Source organism: Streptomyces silvae, from assembly GCF_016745505.1.
Classification (GTDB): Bacteria; Actinomycetota; Actinomycetes; order Streptomycetales; family Streptomycetaceae; genus Streptomyces; species Streptomyces silvae.
Genome location: NZ_JAERUC010000122.1, coordinates 1 through 15,749, shown reverse-complemented (window position 1 = coordinate 15,749; position 15,749 = coordinate 1). Strand labels below are relative to the sequence as shown.

13 protein-coding genes are annotated in these 15,749 nt (G+C 70.2%); 11 read left to right on the top strand and 2 right to left on the bottom strand.

From position 1 onward, the window contains the following. Window positions 1-2: 2 nt before the first annotated feature. From JKV81_RS18590 to JKV81_RS18565, 6 genes are all read left to right on the top strand, one after another. Window positions 3-974, top strand: coding sequence for a carbohydrate ABC transporter permease (locus JKV81_RS18590; RefSeq protein WP_129263618.1), 972 nt, complete (start codon window positions 3-5; stop codon window positions 972-974). Further along, window positions 971-1,819 carry a carbohydrate ABC transporter permease gene (locus JKV81_RS18585; RefSeq protein ID WP_129263615.1) on the top strand — a complete coding sequence of 283 codons (849 nt, stop codon included), beginning with the start codon at window positions 971-973 and terminating at the stop codon, window positions 1,817-1,819. The genes JKV81_RS18590 and JKV81_RS18585 overlap by 4 nt, the downstream gene beginning before the upstream one ends. Window positions 1,820-1,826: 7 nt before the next feature. Next, window positions 1,827-3,491, top strand: coding sequence for a beta-N-acetylhexosaminidase (locus JKV81_RS18580; RefSeq protein WP_202076859.1), 1,665 nt, complete (start codon window positions 1,827-1,829; stop codon window positions 3,489-3,491). A gap of 249 nt (window positions 3,492-3,740) precedes the next feature. Further along, window positions 3,741-4,637 (top strand): FAD binding domain-containing protein, encoded by an 897-nt coding sequence (locus JKV81_RS18575; protein ID WP_164493690.1) that lies wholly within the window; start codon window positions 3,741-3,743, stop codon window positions 4,635-4,637. Beyond that, complete coding sequence (locus JKV81_RS18570; protein ID WP_202076858.1) at window positions 4,634-6,289, top strand: (2Fe-2S)-binding protein; 1,656 nt, start codon at window positions 4,634-4,636, stop codon at window positions 6,287-6,289. Before JKV81_RS18575 ends, JKV81_RS18570 begins: the two co-directional genes overlap by 4 nt. A 79-nt stretch (window positions 6,290-6,368) precedes the next feature. Continuing rightward, window positions 6,369-8,705, top strand: coding sequence for a xanthine dehydrogenase family protein molybdopterin-binding subunit (locus JKV81_RS18565; RefSeq protein ID WP_129263607.1), 2,337 nt, complete (start codon window positions 6,369-6,371; stop codon window positions 8,703-8,705). 117 nt (window positions 8,706-8,822) lie between these two features. Here JKV81_RS18565 and JKV81_RS18560 read toward each other — a convergent pair whose 3' ends face one another. Next, window positions 8,823-9,506: a TetR/AcrR family transcriptional regulator gene (locus tag JKV81_RS18560; RefSeq protein ID WP_202076857.1), complete on the bottom strand. Its 684-nt coding sequence runs from the start codon at window positions 9,504-9,506 to the stop codon at window positions 8,823-8,825. 107 nt (window positions 9,507-9,613) lie between these two features. On the opposite strand from JKV81_RS18560, the gene JKV81_RS18555 reads away from it, so the two are divergent. Continuing rightward, the gene (locus tag JKV81_RS18555; RefSeq protein WP_202076856.1) at window positions 9,614-10,828 is read left to right on the top strand and encodes a cytochrome P450; all 1,215 of its coding nucleotides are present in this window, start codon (window positions 9,614-9,616) and stop codon (window positions 10,826-10,828) included. A 20-nt stretch (window positions 10,829-10,848) separates the two neighbouring features. After that, window positions 10,849-11,040, top strand: a complete 192-nt coding sequence (locus JKV81_RS18550) for a ferredoxin (protein ID WP_129263597.1) — start codon at window positions 10,849-10,851, stop codon at window positions 11,038-11,040. A gap of 192 nt (window positions 11,041-11,232) precedes the next feature. Here JKV81_RS18550 and JKV81_RS18545 read toward each other — a convergent pair whose 3' ends face one another. Beyond that, on the bottom strand, window positions 11,233-11,790 hold the full coding sequence (locus JKV81_RS18545) for a hypothetical protein (protein ID WP_202076855.1): 558 nt from the start codon (window positions 11,788-11,790) through the stop codon (window positions 11,233-11,235). A 204-nt stretch (window positions 11,791-11,994) separates the two neighbouring features. On the opposite strand from JKV81_RS18545, the gene JKV81_RS18540 reads away from it, so the two are divergent. The 3 genes from JKV81_RS18540 to JKV81_RS18530 are packed head-to-tail and all read left to right on the top strand — an operon-like array spanning window position 11,995 to window position 15,491. After that, complete coding sequence (locus tag JKV81_RS18540; RefSeq protein ID WP_099172902.1) at window positions 11,995-12,420, top strand: hypothetical protein; 426 nt, start codon at window positions 11,995-11,997, stop codon at window positions 12,418-12,420. A gap of 19 nt (window positions 12,421-12,439) precedes the next feature. Further along, window positions 12,440-14,785 (top strand): hypothetical protein, encoded by a 2,346-nt coding sequence (locus JKV81_RS18535; RefSeq protein ID WP_129263594.1) that lies wholly within the window; start codon window positions 12,440-12,442, stop codon window positions 14,783-14,785. 25 nt (window positions 14,786-14,810) lie between these two features. After that, on the top strand, window positions 14,811-15,491 hold the full coding sequence (locus JKV81_RS18530; RefSeq protein ID WP_236057100.1) for a hypothetical protein: 681 nt from the start codon (window positions 14,811-14,813) through the stop codon (window positions 15,489-15,491). Window positions 15,492-15,749 lie beyond the last annotated feature (258 nt).

The following is a 15,749-nucleotide window of genomic DNA, read 5'->3' as shown; positions in this document are numbered from 1 at the left end:
CGATGACCGCGAACACCGCACCGGCCAAGGTCCCCGCCGTGCCCGGGGCGAGCGGGGCTCCGGCCCGCCCGCCCCGGCGCCGCCCGGCCTCACCCGCGCGGCGCCCCGGCTGGACCCCCTGGCTCTATCTGCTGCCGGCGCTCGTCCTGCTCGGCGGGCTGCTCGTCTACCCGATCTACCAACTGGGCCTGATCTCCTTCCTGGAGTACACCCAGGCCCAGGTCAGCGGCGGCGAACCGACCACCTTCCAGGGCTTCGGCAACTACGCCACGCTCTTCCGCGACAGCCAGTTCTGGCAGGTGCTCCTCGCGACCGTGGTCTTCGCCGCGGCCTGCGTGCTCGCCACCCTGTTCGTCGGCTGCGCCCTGGCCGTCCTGCTGACCCGCGTCCGCGCCCTGCCCCGGCTCGCGCTCATGATGGCCGCGCTCGGGGCCTGGGCCACACCGGCCATCACCGGCTCGACCGTCTGGGTCTTCCTCTTCGACCCGGACTTCGGCCCGGTCAACAAGGTGCTGGGGCTCGGCGACTTCTCCTGGACGTACGGGCGCTGGAGCGCCTTCGCACTGGTGCTCCTCGAAGTGCTCTGGTGCTCCTTCCCGTTCGTGATGGTCACCGTGTACGCCGGCATCCGGGCGATCCCCACCGAGGTGCTGGAGGCGGCCTCGCTGGACGGCGCCTCGCAGTGGCGGATCTGGCGGTCGGTCATGGCACCGATGCTCCGGCCGATCCTGATCGTCGTCACCATCCAGTCGGTCATCTGGGACTTCAAGGTCTTCACCCAGATCTACGTCATGACCAACGGCGGCGGCATCGCCGGACAGAACCTGGTGCTCAACGTGTACGCGTACCAGAAGGCGTTCGCGTCCTCGCAGTACAGCCTCGGGTCCGCGATCGGCGTCGTGATGCTGGTGATCCTGCTGGCCGTCACGCTGGTCTATCTGCGCCTGGTGCGGCGCCAGGGGGAGGAACTGTGAGTGCACGCACGCTGCTGCGCGTCCGCCGGCCCGGGAGGCTCGCGGCGGAGGCCGCGGCCCTCGTCATCGCCGTCGTGGTCGCCTTCCCGCTGTACTGGATGGTGCTCTCCGCCTTCAAGCCGGCGGGCGAGATCCAGTCCACCGAGGCCCGCCCCTGGACCCTCGCCCCGTCGCTCGACTCGTTCCGGCGGGTTTTCGAACAACAGGAATTCGGCCGCTACTTCCTCAACAGCCTGATCGTCGCGGGAACGGTCGTCATCGTCTCCGCGCTGATCGCCTTCCTCGCCGCCACGGCCGTGACGCGATTCCGCTTCAGGTTCCGCACGACCCTGCTCATCATGTTCCTCGTGGCGCAGATGGTGCCGGTCGAGGCGCTGACCATCCCGCTGTTCTTCCTGATGCGGGACTTCGGCCAGCTGAACACGCTGGGATCACTGATCCTGCCGCACCTCGCCTTCTCGCTGCCGTTCGCCATCTGGATGCTGCGCGGATTCGTCAAGGCCGTCCCGGAGGCGCTGGAGGAGGCCGCCTACATCGACGGGGCGAGCCGCACCCGCTTCCTCTGGCAGATCCTCTTCCCGCTCGTCTTTCCCGGGCTCGTGGCGACCAGCGTCTTCTCGTTCATCTCGACCTGGAACGACTTCCTGTTCGCGAAATCGTTCATCATCAGCGACACCTCCCAGTCGACGCTGCCCATGGCGCTGCTGGTCTTCTTCAAACCCGACGAGAACGACTGGGGAGGGATCATGGCGGCCTCCACCGTGATGACCATTCCCGTCCTGGTCTTCTTCGTCCTCGTACAGCGGCGTCTGGTCTCCGGACTCGGCGGCGCGGTGAAGGACTGATCGACGTATGGACCACCTGATCCCGGCACCTGTACGCACCGGCGACGGCGGGGGCGGATCCCGGGGCGGATTCGTCCTCGACGGGGCCACGACCCTCACGGCGGGCCCCGGCACCGGGAGCACGGAACGCTGGCTGCGCACCACGCTCGGCGCCGCCTTCGGTGTGCCGCTCGCCCTCGGAACGCCGGTGGACGGGTCCGCGAACACCGTTGAGCTGCGCGTCGATCCCTCGCTGGAGCCCGAGGGCTACCGGCTGACCGTGGCGCCCGCCGAGGGCGTACGGATCACCGGGGGCGGCCCGGCCGGAGTGTTCTGGGGAGCGCAGACCCTGCGGCAGCTCCTCGGCCCCCAGGCGTTCCGCCGGGCGCCCGTCCGCTCGTCGGGCACGCGGGGAGGCACCACCTCCACGGAGATCGGGTTCACCGAGATCGAGGACGGACCGCGCTTCGGCTGGCGTGGTCTGATGCTCGACGTGGCGCGGCATTTCATGCCCAAGGACGGCGTGCTGCGCATGCTCGATCTGCTGACCGCCCACAAACTGAACGTCTTCCACTTCCACCTCACCGACGACCAGGGCTGGCGCGTCGAGATCAAACGCCACCCCCGGCTCACGGAAGTGGGCGCCTGGCGCGCACGCACCAAATACGGCCACCGTGCCTCCGAACTGTGGGACGAGACCCCGCACGGCGGTTTCTACACGCAGGACGACATCCGCGAAATCGTCGCCTACGCCGCCGAGCGGCATATCCGGGTGGTCCCCGAGATCGACATCCCGGGCCACTCGCAGGCAGCCATCAGCGCGTATCCGGAACTGGGCAACACCGACGTCATCGATACCTCCGCGCTTTCCGTGTGGGACACCTGGGGGGTCAATCCGAACGTACTCGCCCCCACTGACAACACCCTGCGCTTCTTCGAAGGCGTCCTCGAAGAACTGCTCGACCTGTTCCCCGCCGAGACCTCGCCGTTCATCCACATCGGCGGCGACGAATGCCCCAAGGACCAGTGGAAGGCGTCACCGGCGGCGCAGGCCCGCATGGCCGAAGCGGGTCTGGCCGACGAGGACGAACTCCAGTCCTGGTTCATCCGCCACTTCGACGGCTGGCTCACCGCCAGGGGGCGGCGCCTCATCGGCTGGGACGAGATCCTGGAGGGCGGTCTCGCCGAGGGCGCGGCCGTGACGTCGTGGCGGGGCTACGCGGGCGGGATCGCGGCGGCCGAGGCGGGGCACGACGTCGTGATGTGCCCCGAGCAGCAGGTGTACCTGGACCACCGTCAGCACGGCGGTCCCGACGAGCCGATGCCCATCGGCTTCGTCCGCACCCTGGAGGACGTCTACCGCTTCGAACCGGTGCCTCCGGGCCTCTCCGAGGAGGCCGCCGGGCACATCATGGGCGCCCAGGCCAACGTCTGGACCGAGGTCATGCAGAACCGGGACCGCGTCGACTACCAGGTCTTCCCGAGGCTCGCCGCCTTCGCGGAGGTCGCCTGGTCACGGCTCCCGGTGCCGGGCGAGCGGGACTTCGCCGATTTCGAACGCCGGATGAACACCCACTACGCCCGGCTCGACGCCCTGGGTGTCCGCTACCGGCCGCCGACGGGCCCGCTGCCGTGGCAACGCCGGCCCGGCGTCCTGGGTCGCCCGATCGAGGGACTGCCCCCGGTCGTGTGATCCCCACCCCGTCCGTCGGCCAGGGGGACCGAATAAGTCGTACGAACCAGCTGAAGAGTGTCAATTCGTGCGCAGGGCAGAAGGACTGCCAAAGGTGACTTTTCCCCTGGTCGGGGACGGAAACACCCTTCGCGGACCCTCGCGTCGGACAGCCCGGAAGATGTGCCAGAGTTGCCACGTCCCGGCCGTGAGCACGTACCGTACGGCGGACAGGCGGGACTGCCGGGACACCGGGAAGGGGCAGCTGGGTTGACCACGCACGCACCGCAGGCGATGCAGTCGGTGACGCTCCCGGCCTCGCTCGACGAGGCCGTGGCGGCTCTCGGCGCCATGCCCGCAGCCGTTCCCGTCGCCGGGGGCACGGACCTCATGGCGGCCGTCAACAAGGGGCTCCTGCGGCCCTCGGGACTGGTCGGTCTCGGCCGGATCAGCGAGCTGCGCGGCTGGCATTACCAGGACGGCCACGCGCTGCTCGGAGCCGGGCTCACCCACGCGCGCATGGGACGGCCCGACTTCGCCGCGCTCATCCCCGCACTGGCCGCTTCCGCGCGCGCTGCGGGCCCGCCCCAGATCCGTAACGCCGGGACGCTCGGCGGGAACATCGCCTCCGCCGCCCCGACCGGCGACGCCCTGCCGGTGCTGGCCGCCCTGGAGGCCGAGCTGGTCATCGCGGGCCCCGGGGGCGCCCGCCGTGAGATCCCCGTGTCGCACCTGCTCGCGGGCCGCGAGATGCTCGAACCCGCCGAGCTGATCGGCTTCGTCCGGGTGCCCCTGCTGCACGCGCCCCAGGTCTTCCTCAAGGCGACCGGCCGCACCGGTCCTGGCCGCGCCACCGCGTCCGTCGCGATCGTCCTGGACCCGGCGCGGCGCGGGGTGCGCTGCGCGGTCGGCGCGATCGCCCCGATGCCGCTGCGGCCCCTGGAGGCCGAACGCTGGATCGCCTCCCTGATCGACTGGGACGGCGAACGCGGCCTGGCCCCCGACGCGCTGGCCGCCTTCGGCGAGTACGTCGCGGCGGCCTGCATCCCGGACCAGGCACCACCGGACGACGGGGGAGAGGCACCTCCGCTGTCGCCCGCCGTCCTGCACCTGCGGCGCACGGTCGCCGCGCTCGCCCGACGCGCACTGGGGAGGGCACTGTCGTGAGCAATGAGGAGAACCCCGAGCAGCAGCACGGGCAGCCCGACCCGTACGCCGGCTGGCAGCCGACCCCGCAGGGCGGTGAGTACGACGCCGAGGCGACCGCCTTCGTCCACCTGCCCCCGGAGGACCTCGCCGACCTCGCGAACGACCCGCTGGCCGCGCCCGGCCACAGCTACGTGCCGCCGATGATCCTGCCGCTGACGCCGGCCGCGGGACTCGACCCGTCGGCGACGGGCAGCTGGGTCGTGCAGACGCAGAGCCAGCAGGAGCGGGCCGCCCACTCCACGGGCACGGAGCCCGCACCGGAGGCGGTGCACTGGCCCGACCCGAACCAGCAGCAGGATCCGTACCAGCAGCCGTACCCGGACACCTCGCAGTACGGGCAGACGTCGTCCACGACGGCCCAGTGGAACTTCGCCGAGGCGGTCCCCGCCGAGCCCGAGCCCGAACCGGCTCCCGAGCCCGCCGGGCACACCGGCGAGTGGACGATCCCGGTGGCGAACGGCGATCTCCCGGACGAGTCAGGCGAGTTCGCGTCGTCGGCGCTGGCGTCCCAGTGGTACACGGACGGGGCCCCGGCCACCCTGCCCGGTGGCGCCCCCGCGCCGTGGGCGACGCAGCCGCCGGCACCCGAGCCCGCACCGGCCGCGGAGGAAGCCCCGCACGCGCCCGCCGAGCCCGCACCTGGACCTGTGGGAGCCCCGGAGGCTCCTGAGCCCGCAGAGGCCGCCGGGGAGGCCCCCCAGGCCCCTGCTGAGGCCGCCGAGAGGGCTGAGGCTCCCGAGTTCGCCGCGGAGCACGCCGAGTTTCCTGTGGAGCAGGCAGCGCCCGCCGGTGCGCCGGAAGCGGCCGGTGAGCCCCTGGTGTCCGCCGCGCCGGACTCCGCGCCGGAGTCCACGGAGCCGTCGGCCGAAGCACCTGGGACACCAGAGGCACAGGAGGCCGGCCCCGAACCGGCCCCGGGCACTGAACCGACCCCCGGCTCCGGCCCCGAACCGGCCGCCGAACACGGCCTCGTGCCCACCGAGGAGCCTGCCGGCCCCCTCACCCCCGCCGCCCCCAGCGAGCACCCGTCGGCGTCGTACGTCCTCCATGTGAACGGCGTGGACCGGCCCGTCAGCGACGCCTGGATCGGCGAGTCGCTGCTGTACGTGCTCCGGGAGCGCCTCGGCCTCGCCGGCGCCAAGGACGGCTGCTCGCAGGGCGAGTGCGGCGCCTGCAACGTCCAGGTCGACGGCCGGCTCGTGGCCTCCTGCCTGGTGCCCGCCGCCACGACGACCGGCAGCGAGGTCCGTACGGTCGAGGGGCTCGCGGTGGACGGCGAACCTTCCGACGTCCAGCGGGCCCTGGCCGAGTGCGGCGCCGTCCAGTGCGGCTTCTGCATCCCCGGGATGGCCATGACCGTCCACGACCTCCTGGAGGGCAACCACGCCCCCAGCGAGCTGGAGACCCGCCAGGCGCTGTGCGGCAACCTCTGCCGGTGTTCCGGTTACCGGGGTGTCCTCGACGCCGTACGCGAGGTCGTCGAGGGCCGGGAGGCGACCGCGGAGGAAGCGGTGACCGCCCCGGACGAGGACGGACCGCGCATCCCGCACCAGGCGGCCCCCGGCGCGGGCAGCGTCCAGGCACACGAGCACGAGGGAGACGTCCGGTGAACACCGCGCCGTCCCCCGCACCACCGGTCACCCCCACCACCAGCCGCCACCACAGCGGAGCGAACGACAAGGAGGCGGCGTGACCAGCGACGCAGCCACCGCGACCAGCACCACGCGCACGACGCCGCCGCCCGAGGGTCCCGCCCCGGACCAGGAGCCGCCCGCGCTCGGCCTGGGCACCTCCCTGCCGCCCGCCGACGCCCGCGCCAAGACGGAGGGCACCTTCCCGTACGCGGCCGACCTGTGGGCCGAGGGGCTCCTGTGGGCCGCGGTGCTGCGTTCCCCGCACCCGCACGCGCGCATCCTGTCGATCGACACGACGGCCGCCGCGGGGATGCCCGGGGTGCGTGCCGTCGTCACGCACGAGGACATTCCCGGGGACGGCTCGTACGGCCGCCGGGTGGTCGACCGCCCCGTGTTCGCCTCCGAGCTCGTACGCCACCACGGGGAGGCCATCGCCGCCGTCGCGGCGGACCACCCCGACACCGCCCGGCTGGCCGCCGCGGCGATCGCCGTCGAGTACGAGGTCCTCGAACCGGTCACCGACCCCGAGAAGGCTTTCGCAGCCGAACCGCTGCACCCCGACGGCAACCTCATCCGCCACATCCCGCTGCGCTACGGCGACGCGGACACCGTCGGCGAGGTCATCGTCGAGGGCCTGTACCGCATCGGCCGGCAGGACCCCGCCCCGATCGGCGCGGAGGCCGGCCTCGCCGTGCCCCGGCCAGACGGGGGCGTCGAGCTCTACACGGCGTCCACCGACCCGCACACCGACCGCGATCTGGCCGCGGCCTGCTTCGGCCTGGACCCCGAGCGGGTCAAGGTCGTCGTGACCGGTGTCCCCGGAGCGACCGGCGACCGGGAGGACCCGGGCTTCCAGATCCCGCTGGGCCTGCTCGCCCTGCGCACCGGCTGCCCGGTCAAGCTGGCCGCCACGCGCGAGGAGTCCTTCCTCGGGCACGCCCACCGCCACCCCACCCTGCTGCGCTACCGCCACCACGCGGACACCGAGGGCAGGCTGGTCAAGGTCGAGGCGCAGATCCTGCTCGACGCGGGCGCGTACGCCGACTCCTCGTCCGAGTCCCTGGCCGCCGCCGTGGCCTTCGCGTGCGGCCCGTACGTCGTCCCGCACGCCTTCATCGAGGGCTGGGCGGTCCGTACGAACAACCCGCCGTCCGGGCATGTGCGCGGCGAGGGCGCGATGCAGGTCTGCGCCGCGTACGAGGGCCAGATGGACAAGCTGGCGGCGAAGCTGGGCATCGACCCGGTCGAACTCCGCCTGCGCAACGCCCTGTCCACGGGCGACATACTGCCCACCAGCCAGACCGTGACCTGCCCCGCGCCCGTCGCCGAACTCCTCGGCGAGCTGCGCGACTTCCCGCTGCCCGCGCTCCCCAAGGACTCCCCGGAGGACGACTGGCTGCTCCCCGGGGGCCCGGAGGGCGCCGGCGAACCCGGAGCCGTACGCAGAGGTGTCGGCTACGCCCTCGGCATGGTCCACATGCTCGGCGCCGAGGGCACCGACGAGGTCTCCACGGCCACGGTCCGGGTCCACGACGGCGTCGCCACCGTCATCTGCGCGGCCGTCGAGACCGGCCAGGGATTCACCACGCTCGCACGCCAGATCGTCCAGGAGACCCTGGGCGTCGAAGAGGTCCACGTGGCGGCGGTGGACACCGACCAGCCCCCCGCGGGCCCGGCGACGCACGGCCGGCACACCTGGGTCTCGGGCGGCGCGATCGAACGCGCCGCCAAGATGGTCCGCACCCAGCTCCTCCAGCCCCTGGCCCACAAGTTCGGGATGTCCACGGAGCTCCTCCAGATCGCCGACGGCAAGATCACCTCGTACGACGGTGTGCTGTCCACGACGGTCACGGAGGCGATGGACGGCAAGGAACTCTGGGCCACCGCCCAGTGCCGCCCGCACCCCACGGAACCCCTCGACGAGTCGGGCCAGGGCGACGCGTTCGTGGGCCTGGCCTTCTGCGCGGTCCGCGCGGTGGTCGACGTCGACATCGAGCTCGGCTCGGTCCGGGTGGTCGAGATGGCCGTCGCCCAGGACGTCGGCCGGATCCTGAACCCGTCCCAGCTGGCGACCCGCATCGAGGCGGGCGTCACCCAGGGCATCGGCGCGGCCCTCACGGAGAACCTCCGCACCGCCCGCGGCCTGATCCGCCACCCTGACCTCACGGGGTACGCGCTCCCGACGTCGCTGGACGCCCCGGACATCCGCATCGTCAAGCTGATCGAGGAACGCGACGTGGTGGCCCCCTTCGGCGCCAAGCCGGCCTCGGCGGCCCCGGTGGTGACGTCCCCGGCAGCGGTGGCCTCAGCGGTCCGCGCCGCCACGGGCCGCCCGGTCAACCGCCTCCCGATCAGGCCGCAGGCGGCGGTGGCGGCGACGCCCAAGGCGTAGGGGGCGGGCGCGGATGGAGCGTTCCGTGGCTGGGGGCGGTGGTTGAGGGCCGCTGTCAGGCGTGCAACTGCGGGCACTTGCCGGACAAGCCGTGTGAAAGGCTCTGCAGCTGCGTTGCTAGATGTCTCCGGCCGTCCCGTTCGGCGCCTGGCCTGAGCCGGTGCTCGGTAGGGCACCCGGCGGCGCGAGGAGCAGCGGGAGGTAGACGTCGTCGACGATCTCGGTGATGACACCCTCCGGGATCGGCGCCCCGTGGAGGAAGTAGTAGTTGCGGAGCAGGTCGACCGCCACAGTGGCGCGACGCGAGGCGGGGATCCACGGCTCGATCTCGCCACGTGCGACGGCGCGCAGCAGAACACCCTGGATCGCCCCCGGGCCCGCTGTGTGCACTCGTTCGCGGACCAGCTGGGCGAGCTCGGGGTCGTGCACGGATTCGGCCAGCAGCCCGCGGAGGAGATCTCCATGCGAGGTGGCCAGGTTGGCGCAGAGCTGATGTAGTGCGGCGAGCACGTCGGTACGTAGAGCGCCGGTGTCGGGCATGTCGGCATCGGAGAGGCGATGGACGGTGCAGGCTTCGACGACGAGTTCGGCACGGTTGGGCCATCGGCGGTACAGGGCGGCTTTGCCCGTGCGGGCCCGCGTCGCCACGCGCTCCATCGTCAGTCCCGCGTAGCCGGCCTCGGCGAGTTCATCGAGGGCTGCCGCCAGGATGGCGTTCTTCAGTTCCTCGCCTCGGCGGCGAGGGTTTCTTCGATGGTCGCCGTCCATCCGGTCCGGCGCGTCCCCGTTTGGTGGAGGCATGACTCCCAGCCATTTGTCGAGCACCCGTTGCACGTGCTGAATGGGTCACCCTAGCCTCGCATTAGAGAACCGACCGTTCTTTAAGCGTCGAGAGCATCGAGGGACTGATGACCGAGATTGCGACGCCCCCATCAGGTGCGCCCGCCTTCCCCAGTGACCGCACCTGCCCCTACCGCCTCCCCGATCAGTACAACGACCTCCGGACACGCGAAGGTTCGCTGCAGCGCGTGACCCTCTACGACGGTCGTCAAGCATGGCTGGTGACCGGGTATGACACGGCGCGGAAGCTGCTGGCCGACCCACGGCTCTCCTCCGACCGGAGGCACGTCGACTTCCCGGCAACCTCGGGGCGAGTGGAGAGCCTCCGTGACCGCCGCCCCGCCTTCATCGGCTTGGACCCGCCGGAGCACGGGCCGAAGCGGCGCATGACCATCAGCGAGTTCACGGTCCGGCGCATCAAGGGGATGCGGGCCGACGTCGAGCAGATTGTGCACGGTTTTCTGGACCGGATGATCGATTCCGGCCCGCCCGCCGACCTCGTCAGCCAGTTCTCGCTGCCCGTGCCGTCCATGGTGATCTGTCAGCTGCTCGGCGTGCCCTACGTCGACCACGACTTCTTCCAGGACGCGTCCCAGCGGCTGATCCAGTCACCGGACGTGGCGGGGGCGCGGGCCGCTCGGGATGACCTGGAGGGCTACCTCGGCGGCCTGGCAGACACCCTGCGAGGCAAGCCGGGTCCGGGCTTGCTGAGCACCCTCGTCACGGAGCAGTGGGAGAAGGGCACGATCGACCGGGATGAGCTGGTGTCGACCGCGATCCTCTTGCTGGTCGCCGGCCACGAGACCACAGCGTCGATGACATCGCTGAGCGTCATCACCCTGCTCGAACACCCCGAGCAGTACGCCGCACTGCGCGCCGACCCGTCGCTGGTGCCGGGCGCGGTGGAGGAACTGCTGCGCCTTCTGGCGATCGCCGACATCGCCGGGGGGCGTTTCGCGACGGCCGACATCGAGATCGACGGCCAGTGCATCCGGGCCGGTGAGGGGGTCATCGTCACCAACTCCATCGCCAACCGCGACAGTTCGGTCTTCGCCGACCCGGACGTCTTCGACGTGCGACGCGAGGCGCGCCACCACCTGTCCTTCGGCTACGGCGTGCATCAGTGCCTCGGCCAGAACCTGGCTCGCCTCGAACTGGAGGTTGTGCTCACAGCGCTGCTCGAACGGTTGCCTGACCTGCGGCTGGCGGTGCCGGTTGACCGGTTGGACCTGCGACCGGGCACGACGATCCAGGGCGTCAACGAACTTCCGGTCACCTGGTGACCGCGGCGGAGGGAGCGGCTATGCGTGTGACGGCCGTCCGGGAGGTCTGCGTGGGAGCCGGTATGTGCGCGTTGACAGCACCGGAGGTGTTTGACCAGGACGACGAGGGCCTGGTGACGGTTCTGGACGCCGAACCCGACGGCGCGGCCCGCCCGTTGGCGCGCGAGGCCGGCGCGCTCTGCCCGTCGGGTGCGGTGCGGGTCGTCGAGTAGGCACCACGGCCCGGGTGACGCTCTTGGCCGTAACGGCGAGCCTCGACTGTCCGCGATCGGTCGTCAGCTTCGGCTGGCGGCCGATTCGTCTGCACGCGCCCGGGTCGGCCGTTGACCGGCCCCGTTCTTCCTGGTGGGTGCGGTCACTGGCTGATCCGCACCTGGGGGCCGTCGCGGCTCCAGCCCGCCGGATCAGCAGGCGCCGCCCTCGACGGTGGCGGTCAGGTCGTACTCCGGGATCGATCCGCTGCTGCCACCGTCCGCCCCCGGCACGAAGACGCCACCCTCCGCGGACTTCTCCTCCATGACGTGCATGCAGACGGTGCCGGCGCCGTCCGCCGAGATCTCGTAGTCGTTCCCGTCCCCGGCCCGTTCAACGGAGACGTCGTACGAGGGCCCCTCGCCCTCACCCGCCTTCGTGACGCCCGCCTCGATCAGTGAGGCGTAGCCGTCCGTCGGATCACTGCGGATCCGCGACTCGTCGGCCAGTGACTCCGCCGCCTCCTCGGCGGCCTCCCGGACCTCGCTCGCGCTCCAGGTCCGCTCGTCGATGCCGGCCTGGACCGAACACCCCCCGAAGACGAACACCCCGGCGATCCCGAACGCGACGACCCGCCCCGCCGTGAGAGCAGCGTCCGAGGGCTGTCGCACCGCCTGCGGCCGGGACCGCCAGTACAGCCGGTAGGGGCCGACCAGCGCGATGACCAGAAACGCGGCGGCTATGACGAACAAGAAGACGACGACGGCCATGTACGCACTCCCCGTGATTGCCCCGAATCCGGTGCTCGGACAAGGGCCCGATGCTGCTCGCGCGAACCGGTGCGCCCGAGGCGTGGTCGAGCCCTGAGTTCCTCGTCCGGTCATTGCCGGTGAAGAGGAAAACGATACGGTGAACGGGTCGGTGGCCGCCTGTCTCGGACGAAGCGGTCTGTAGGGACGGACTTGGGGAAATTCGTGAGCTTCGAGCAAGAATGGGCCGAACTGCGTGCGGCTGCGGCCGCACGCGGCGCCATGCAGATCAACAGTGTCCCGGCCGAGGGGGGCGGGGGTAATTCCGGTGATCTGGTGGTCAACCGGGACGACCTCGGCGCTATCGGAAATGACGCCTATGACCTGCGGGTGAAGGTGTCGCGCGAGGGCGACCACGCCCGCCCGGCCACCTTCGACGCGGCGATCGCGCTCACCAACGGAAATTTCACGAGTGGTTCCGCGGTGCTCAAGGTGCATGACCGCTGGAACACGCACCTGAAGACCTTGCTGGACTCCCTTGCGCACATATCGAATCATCTCGATTACACGAAGGCCCAGCACGCGAAGGACGACGTGAAGATCGAGGGAGATCTGGCGCCGATCTCCAAGCTCACGGAATACATGAACTAGCGGTCGGGGGACCACGCGCATGCTGAAGTACGAGGACATAGTCGACGCCCCCGTGGGCAAGCTGAAGGCTGCTGCCGACGACTGGTCGAAGATGGCCGGTGATCTGGAGAAGCTGGCCACCGAGGCCCGCGACGGGATGCAGGCCAAGGCAGGCAAGGCGGACTGGGAAGGCCTCAACGCCGGAGTCACCAAGGCGTTCATCGGTAAGACGGCCAAGGAGGTCGCGGACGCCGCGGCCGAGGCCAAGGGCGTGAAACAGGTCCTCGAAGAGGGTTACACGGCCATCAAGAAGGCCAAGGACGACCTGATCAACATCCGGGACCACGAAGGTCCCGCAGCCGGGATCAAGGTGGACGGAAACGGAAAGGTCACCGCGCGCCACCCGGTGGAGGACATACCTCCCCAGCAGAAGGCCCACGACCCCGACTATCCCGCGCTGGTGCAGCAGGAGAAGAAGAACATCGCTGCCTGGCAGAAGAAGATCGACCTCATCGTCGACAACTGCAACGACACCGATGTGTCCTTCAAGAACTCCCTCGAAGCCAACGTCACGGACCGCAAGGACTTCAGCGCCCCGAAGTACACGAAGATGGACCAGGAGGAGGCCGCCCGGGCCGCCGCGCTGGCTTCCAAGGGCCGCGACATCACCCACACCGAGCTTCAGCAGCTCAACGAACTGCTCGCGGACAACAGCAAGTCGGTGGAGTTCTCGAAGAACTTCTACGAGAAGCTCGGCCCGGAGAAGTCCCTGGCGTTCTTCGGTCAGCTCTCCACGGACACGTACGAGTACGGAAAGCTCGACAAGGAGCGGCTCAAGGACGTCCAGGCGCTCCAGAAGAACCTGGGTCTCAACCTGGCCACCGCCTCCCACGACAAGGACTTCAGCGAGAAGTGGGGCCCCGAGCTCCGCAAGATGGGTACGGAACGTGTCCCGCTGGCCAAGAACGACTACAACGGGCCGTACGGCTACCAGCTGCTCGGCGGGATCATGCGGTACGGGAACTACGACAAGTCGTTCCTCAACCCGATCGCCGAGCATGTGGCACAGCTGCACCAGAAGGACCCGTACATGTTCGCCGACAACAAACAGGTGAACAGCCCGTTCAAGAACCCGTTCAACCCCTCCGGCGTCAACGGTGCGGGATACGACCCGGCCACCGCCATGCTGGAGGCACTCGGCAACAGCCCGGACGCGGCCAAGCACTTCTTCAACGACCCGCCGACCGCGTACAACGAGGACGGCACGGTCAACAAGGGCGCCACGGCCGACCTCGGCAAGAACGGCGACACGCCGATCAAGAACTACCTCGACTTCTTCGGCAACGAGAAGTGGGAGTCCTTCCCCGACGTCAACTCGCTCGACGAGGACGAGCTCAAGAACTCCCTCAACCAGATGCCGGACGCCTTGGGGCACGCGCTGGAGTCGGCCACCCTGGGCTACCCGGCCGGGCACCCGGACGCGAGCGTGGTGCGGGACGACGACAACGCCGCGGTTATGCAGCAGGTCATGGAGAAGTACGGGGCGGACGCCGGCCTGCTCAAGGAGCAGGAGGCGATGTCCGACAGCCTGGGCACCATGGGCGCCGGCTACATCGATGACATCAACTGGGCGCTGGACAAGGGCAGCCCGGACAGCGTTTTCGCCCCCAAGGACTCGGACGGGCACATCGACTTCGAGGACGACGACGAGGGCAGGAGCGTCACCCGTGGCTTCCTCAGCGCCCTCGGTCAGCACCCGGACGCCTACGCGACGGTCTCGGCCGCGGAAGAGGTGTACACGCGGAGTGTGCTGGAGAACCAGGTCGACTCCAACGGTGTGATCGACAAGGGCAGCGCCCGGAATGCCGTGCACGTCGGCGCGGAGGTCCAGGGCATGCTCGACCAGTCCCGGGCCGACCAGGTCCAGGCCGACAACATGAAGAGCCACGAGGACTACGAGAAGGCTGTCGCCAAGCGCTCCGGGTGGGTCGAGTTCGGCGCGGCGGCGGGCATCGCCGCGGGCGTCGCCTTCCTGCCGGCCACCGCGGCGGTCGGGACGGCCGCCGTGCTCATCCCCCTGGCCACCGACACGGCCAGTGGTGGGCTGGAGCAGCTCGCGGGACAGTTCATCGGTGACATATCAGACAACTCGGTCGACGCGAGCAAGGAGAAGGCCGAGGAGCTGACCAGGGAGGAATGGAACAAGATCTATCGGGCCGGCGAGTCCATGGCCGAAGCGCCGATGGAGGAGTTCCTCGCCCGCAACACCGGGGACTCGGACGAGGACAAGGTGTTCCGCCAGGACATGAAGGAGTCCATGAGGGTCGGCTATTCGACCGGTAACGACCGGGAGAACCAGCAGGGCCAGGATCCGGAAACGGGCTGACGAGAACATGGGTACCGGTGGAGGGATGAACATCGTGGGACTGGCACGGGCAGGGCGCCTGGCAGCCGTCGTCGGCCTGGTCGTGGCCGCGGGGGCAGGTCTGGCGGCCTGCGGCTCGGACGCGGAGGGCAAGAGCACCGAGGAGACCTTCGTGGGGGCCGACAAGGTCTGCGGCGGCCTGTTCGACGCGTCCTTGGCGAAAAAGGTCGAGGCGGTCACGACTGACTCGGAGTTCTTCTATCAGAGCGACGAGGGCCTGAAGGCCGTCGTGGAAGCACTGACGGACGGATACGAGTCCGGGCGTAGCTGGGCCACAGGGAAGGCACTGTGCGAGCTCAGCCCCAAGGGCGGCGGAGCCGGTGACGGAGCGGCGATCAAGTTCTCCATGTACGCCCCGCAGGACGTGAAGGACCTGAGGACCGACCCCGGCACGGTGTCCTACACGATGGGCAAGAGGTCCGAGGCGAGGGCCACGGGGGCCTCGCTCTACCTTGAGTGCGTGAGCCCGCGGCTCAAGGGCTCGGAGACGAAACCTCTGCGCGTCTACGGGAGCTTCTCGGTGGGGGAGAGCGACGCCCCGGACACCCCCGAGACCCGTGACGCCAATCTGGAGATCCTTCACACCGGGGCCCTCTCCGTGGTGAAGGAGCTGGGTTGTGAGAACAACGCGGGGCTCCCCGAGACCCCCGATCTCACGCCGAAGTAGATGCTGCCTCGCGGGGGCGGATGGTGGCCCCGGCGCTCGGGCCCCGAGACTCGGGGTTCGAGCGCCGAGTGCGCCGCTGTCACTCGTTCGAGGGGCGAGGGATGCCTGCGGGGTCGACGCTTGAGCTTCGGGCTTCGAGGGCTGAGACGCGAGGGCCGGGGTTCGAGCGGTGTTGTTCATCCGGGGGGTAGGTAAGGGCTTTTGGGGAAACCTCCCCTCCCTCCCACCCCGTCACGGCCAGCAAGTATGACTAATCGT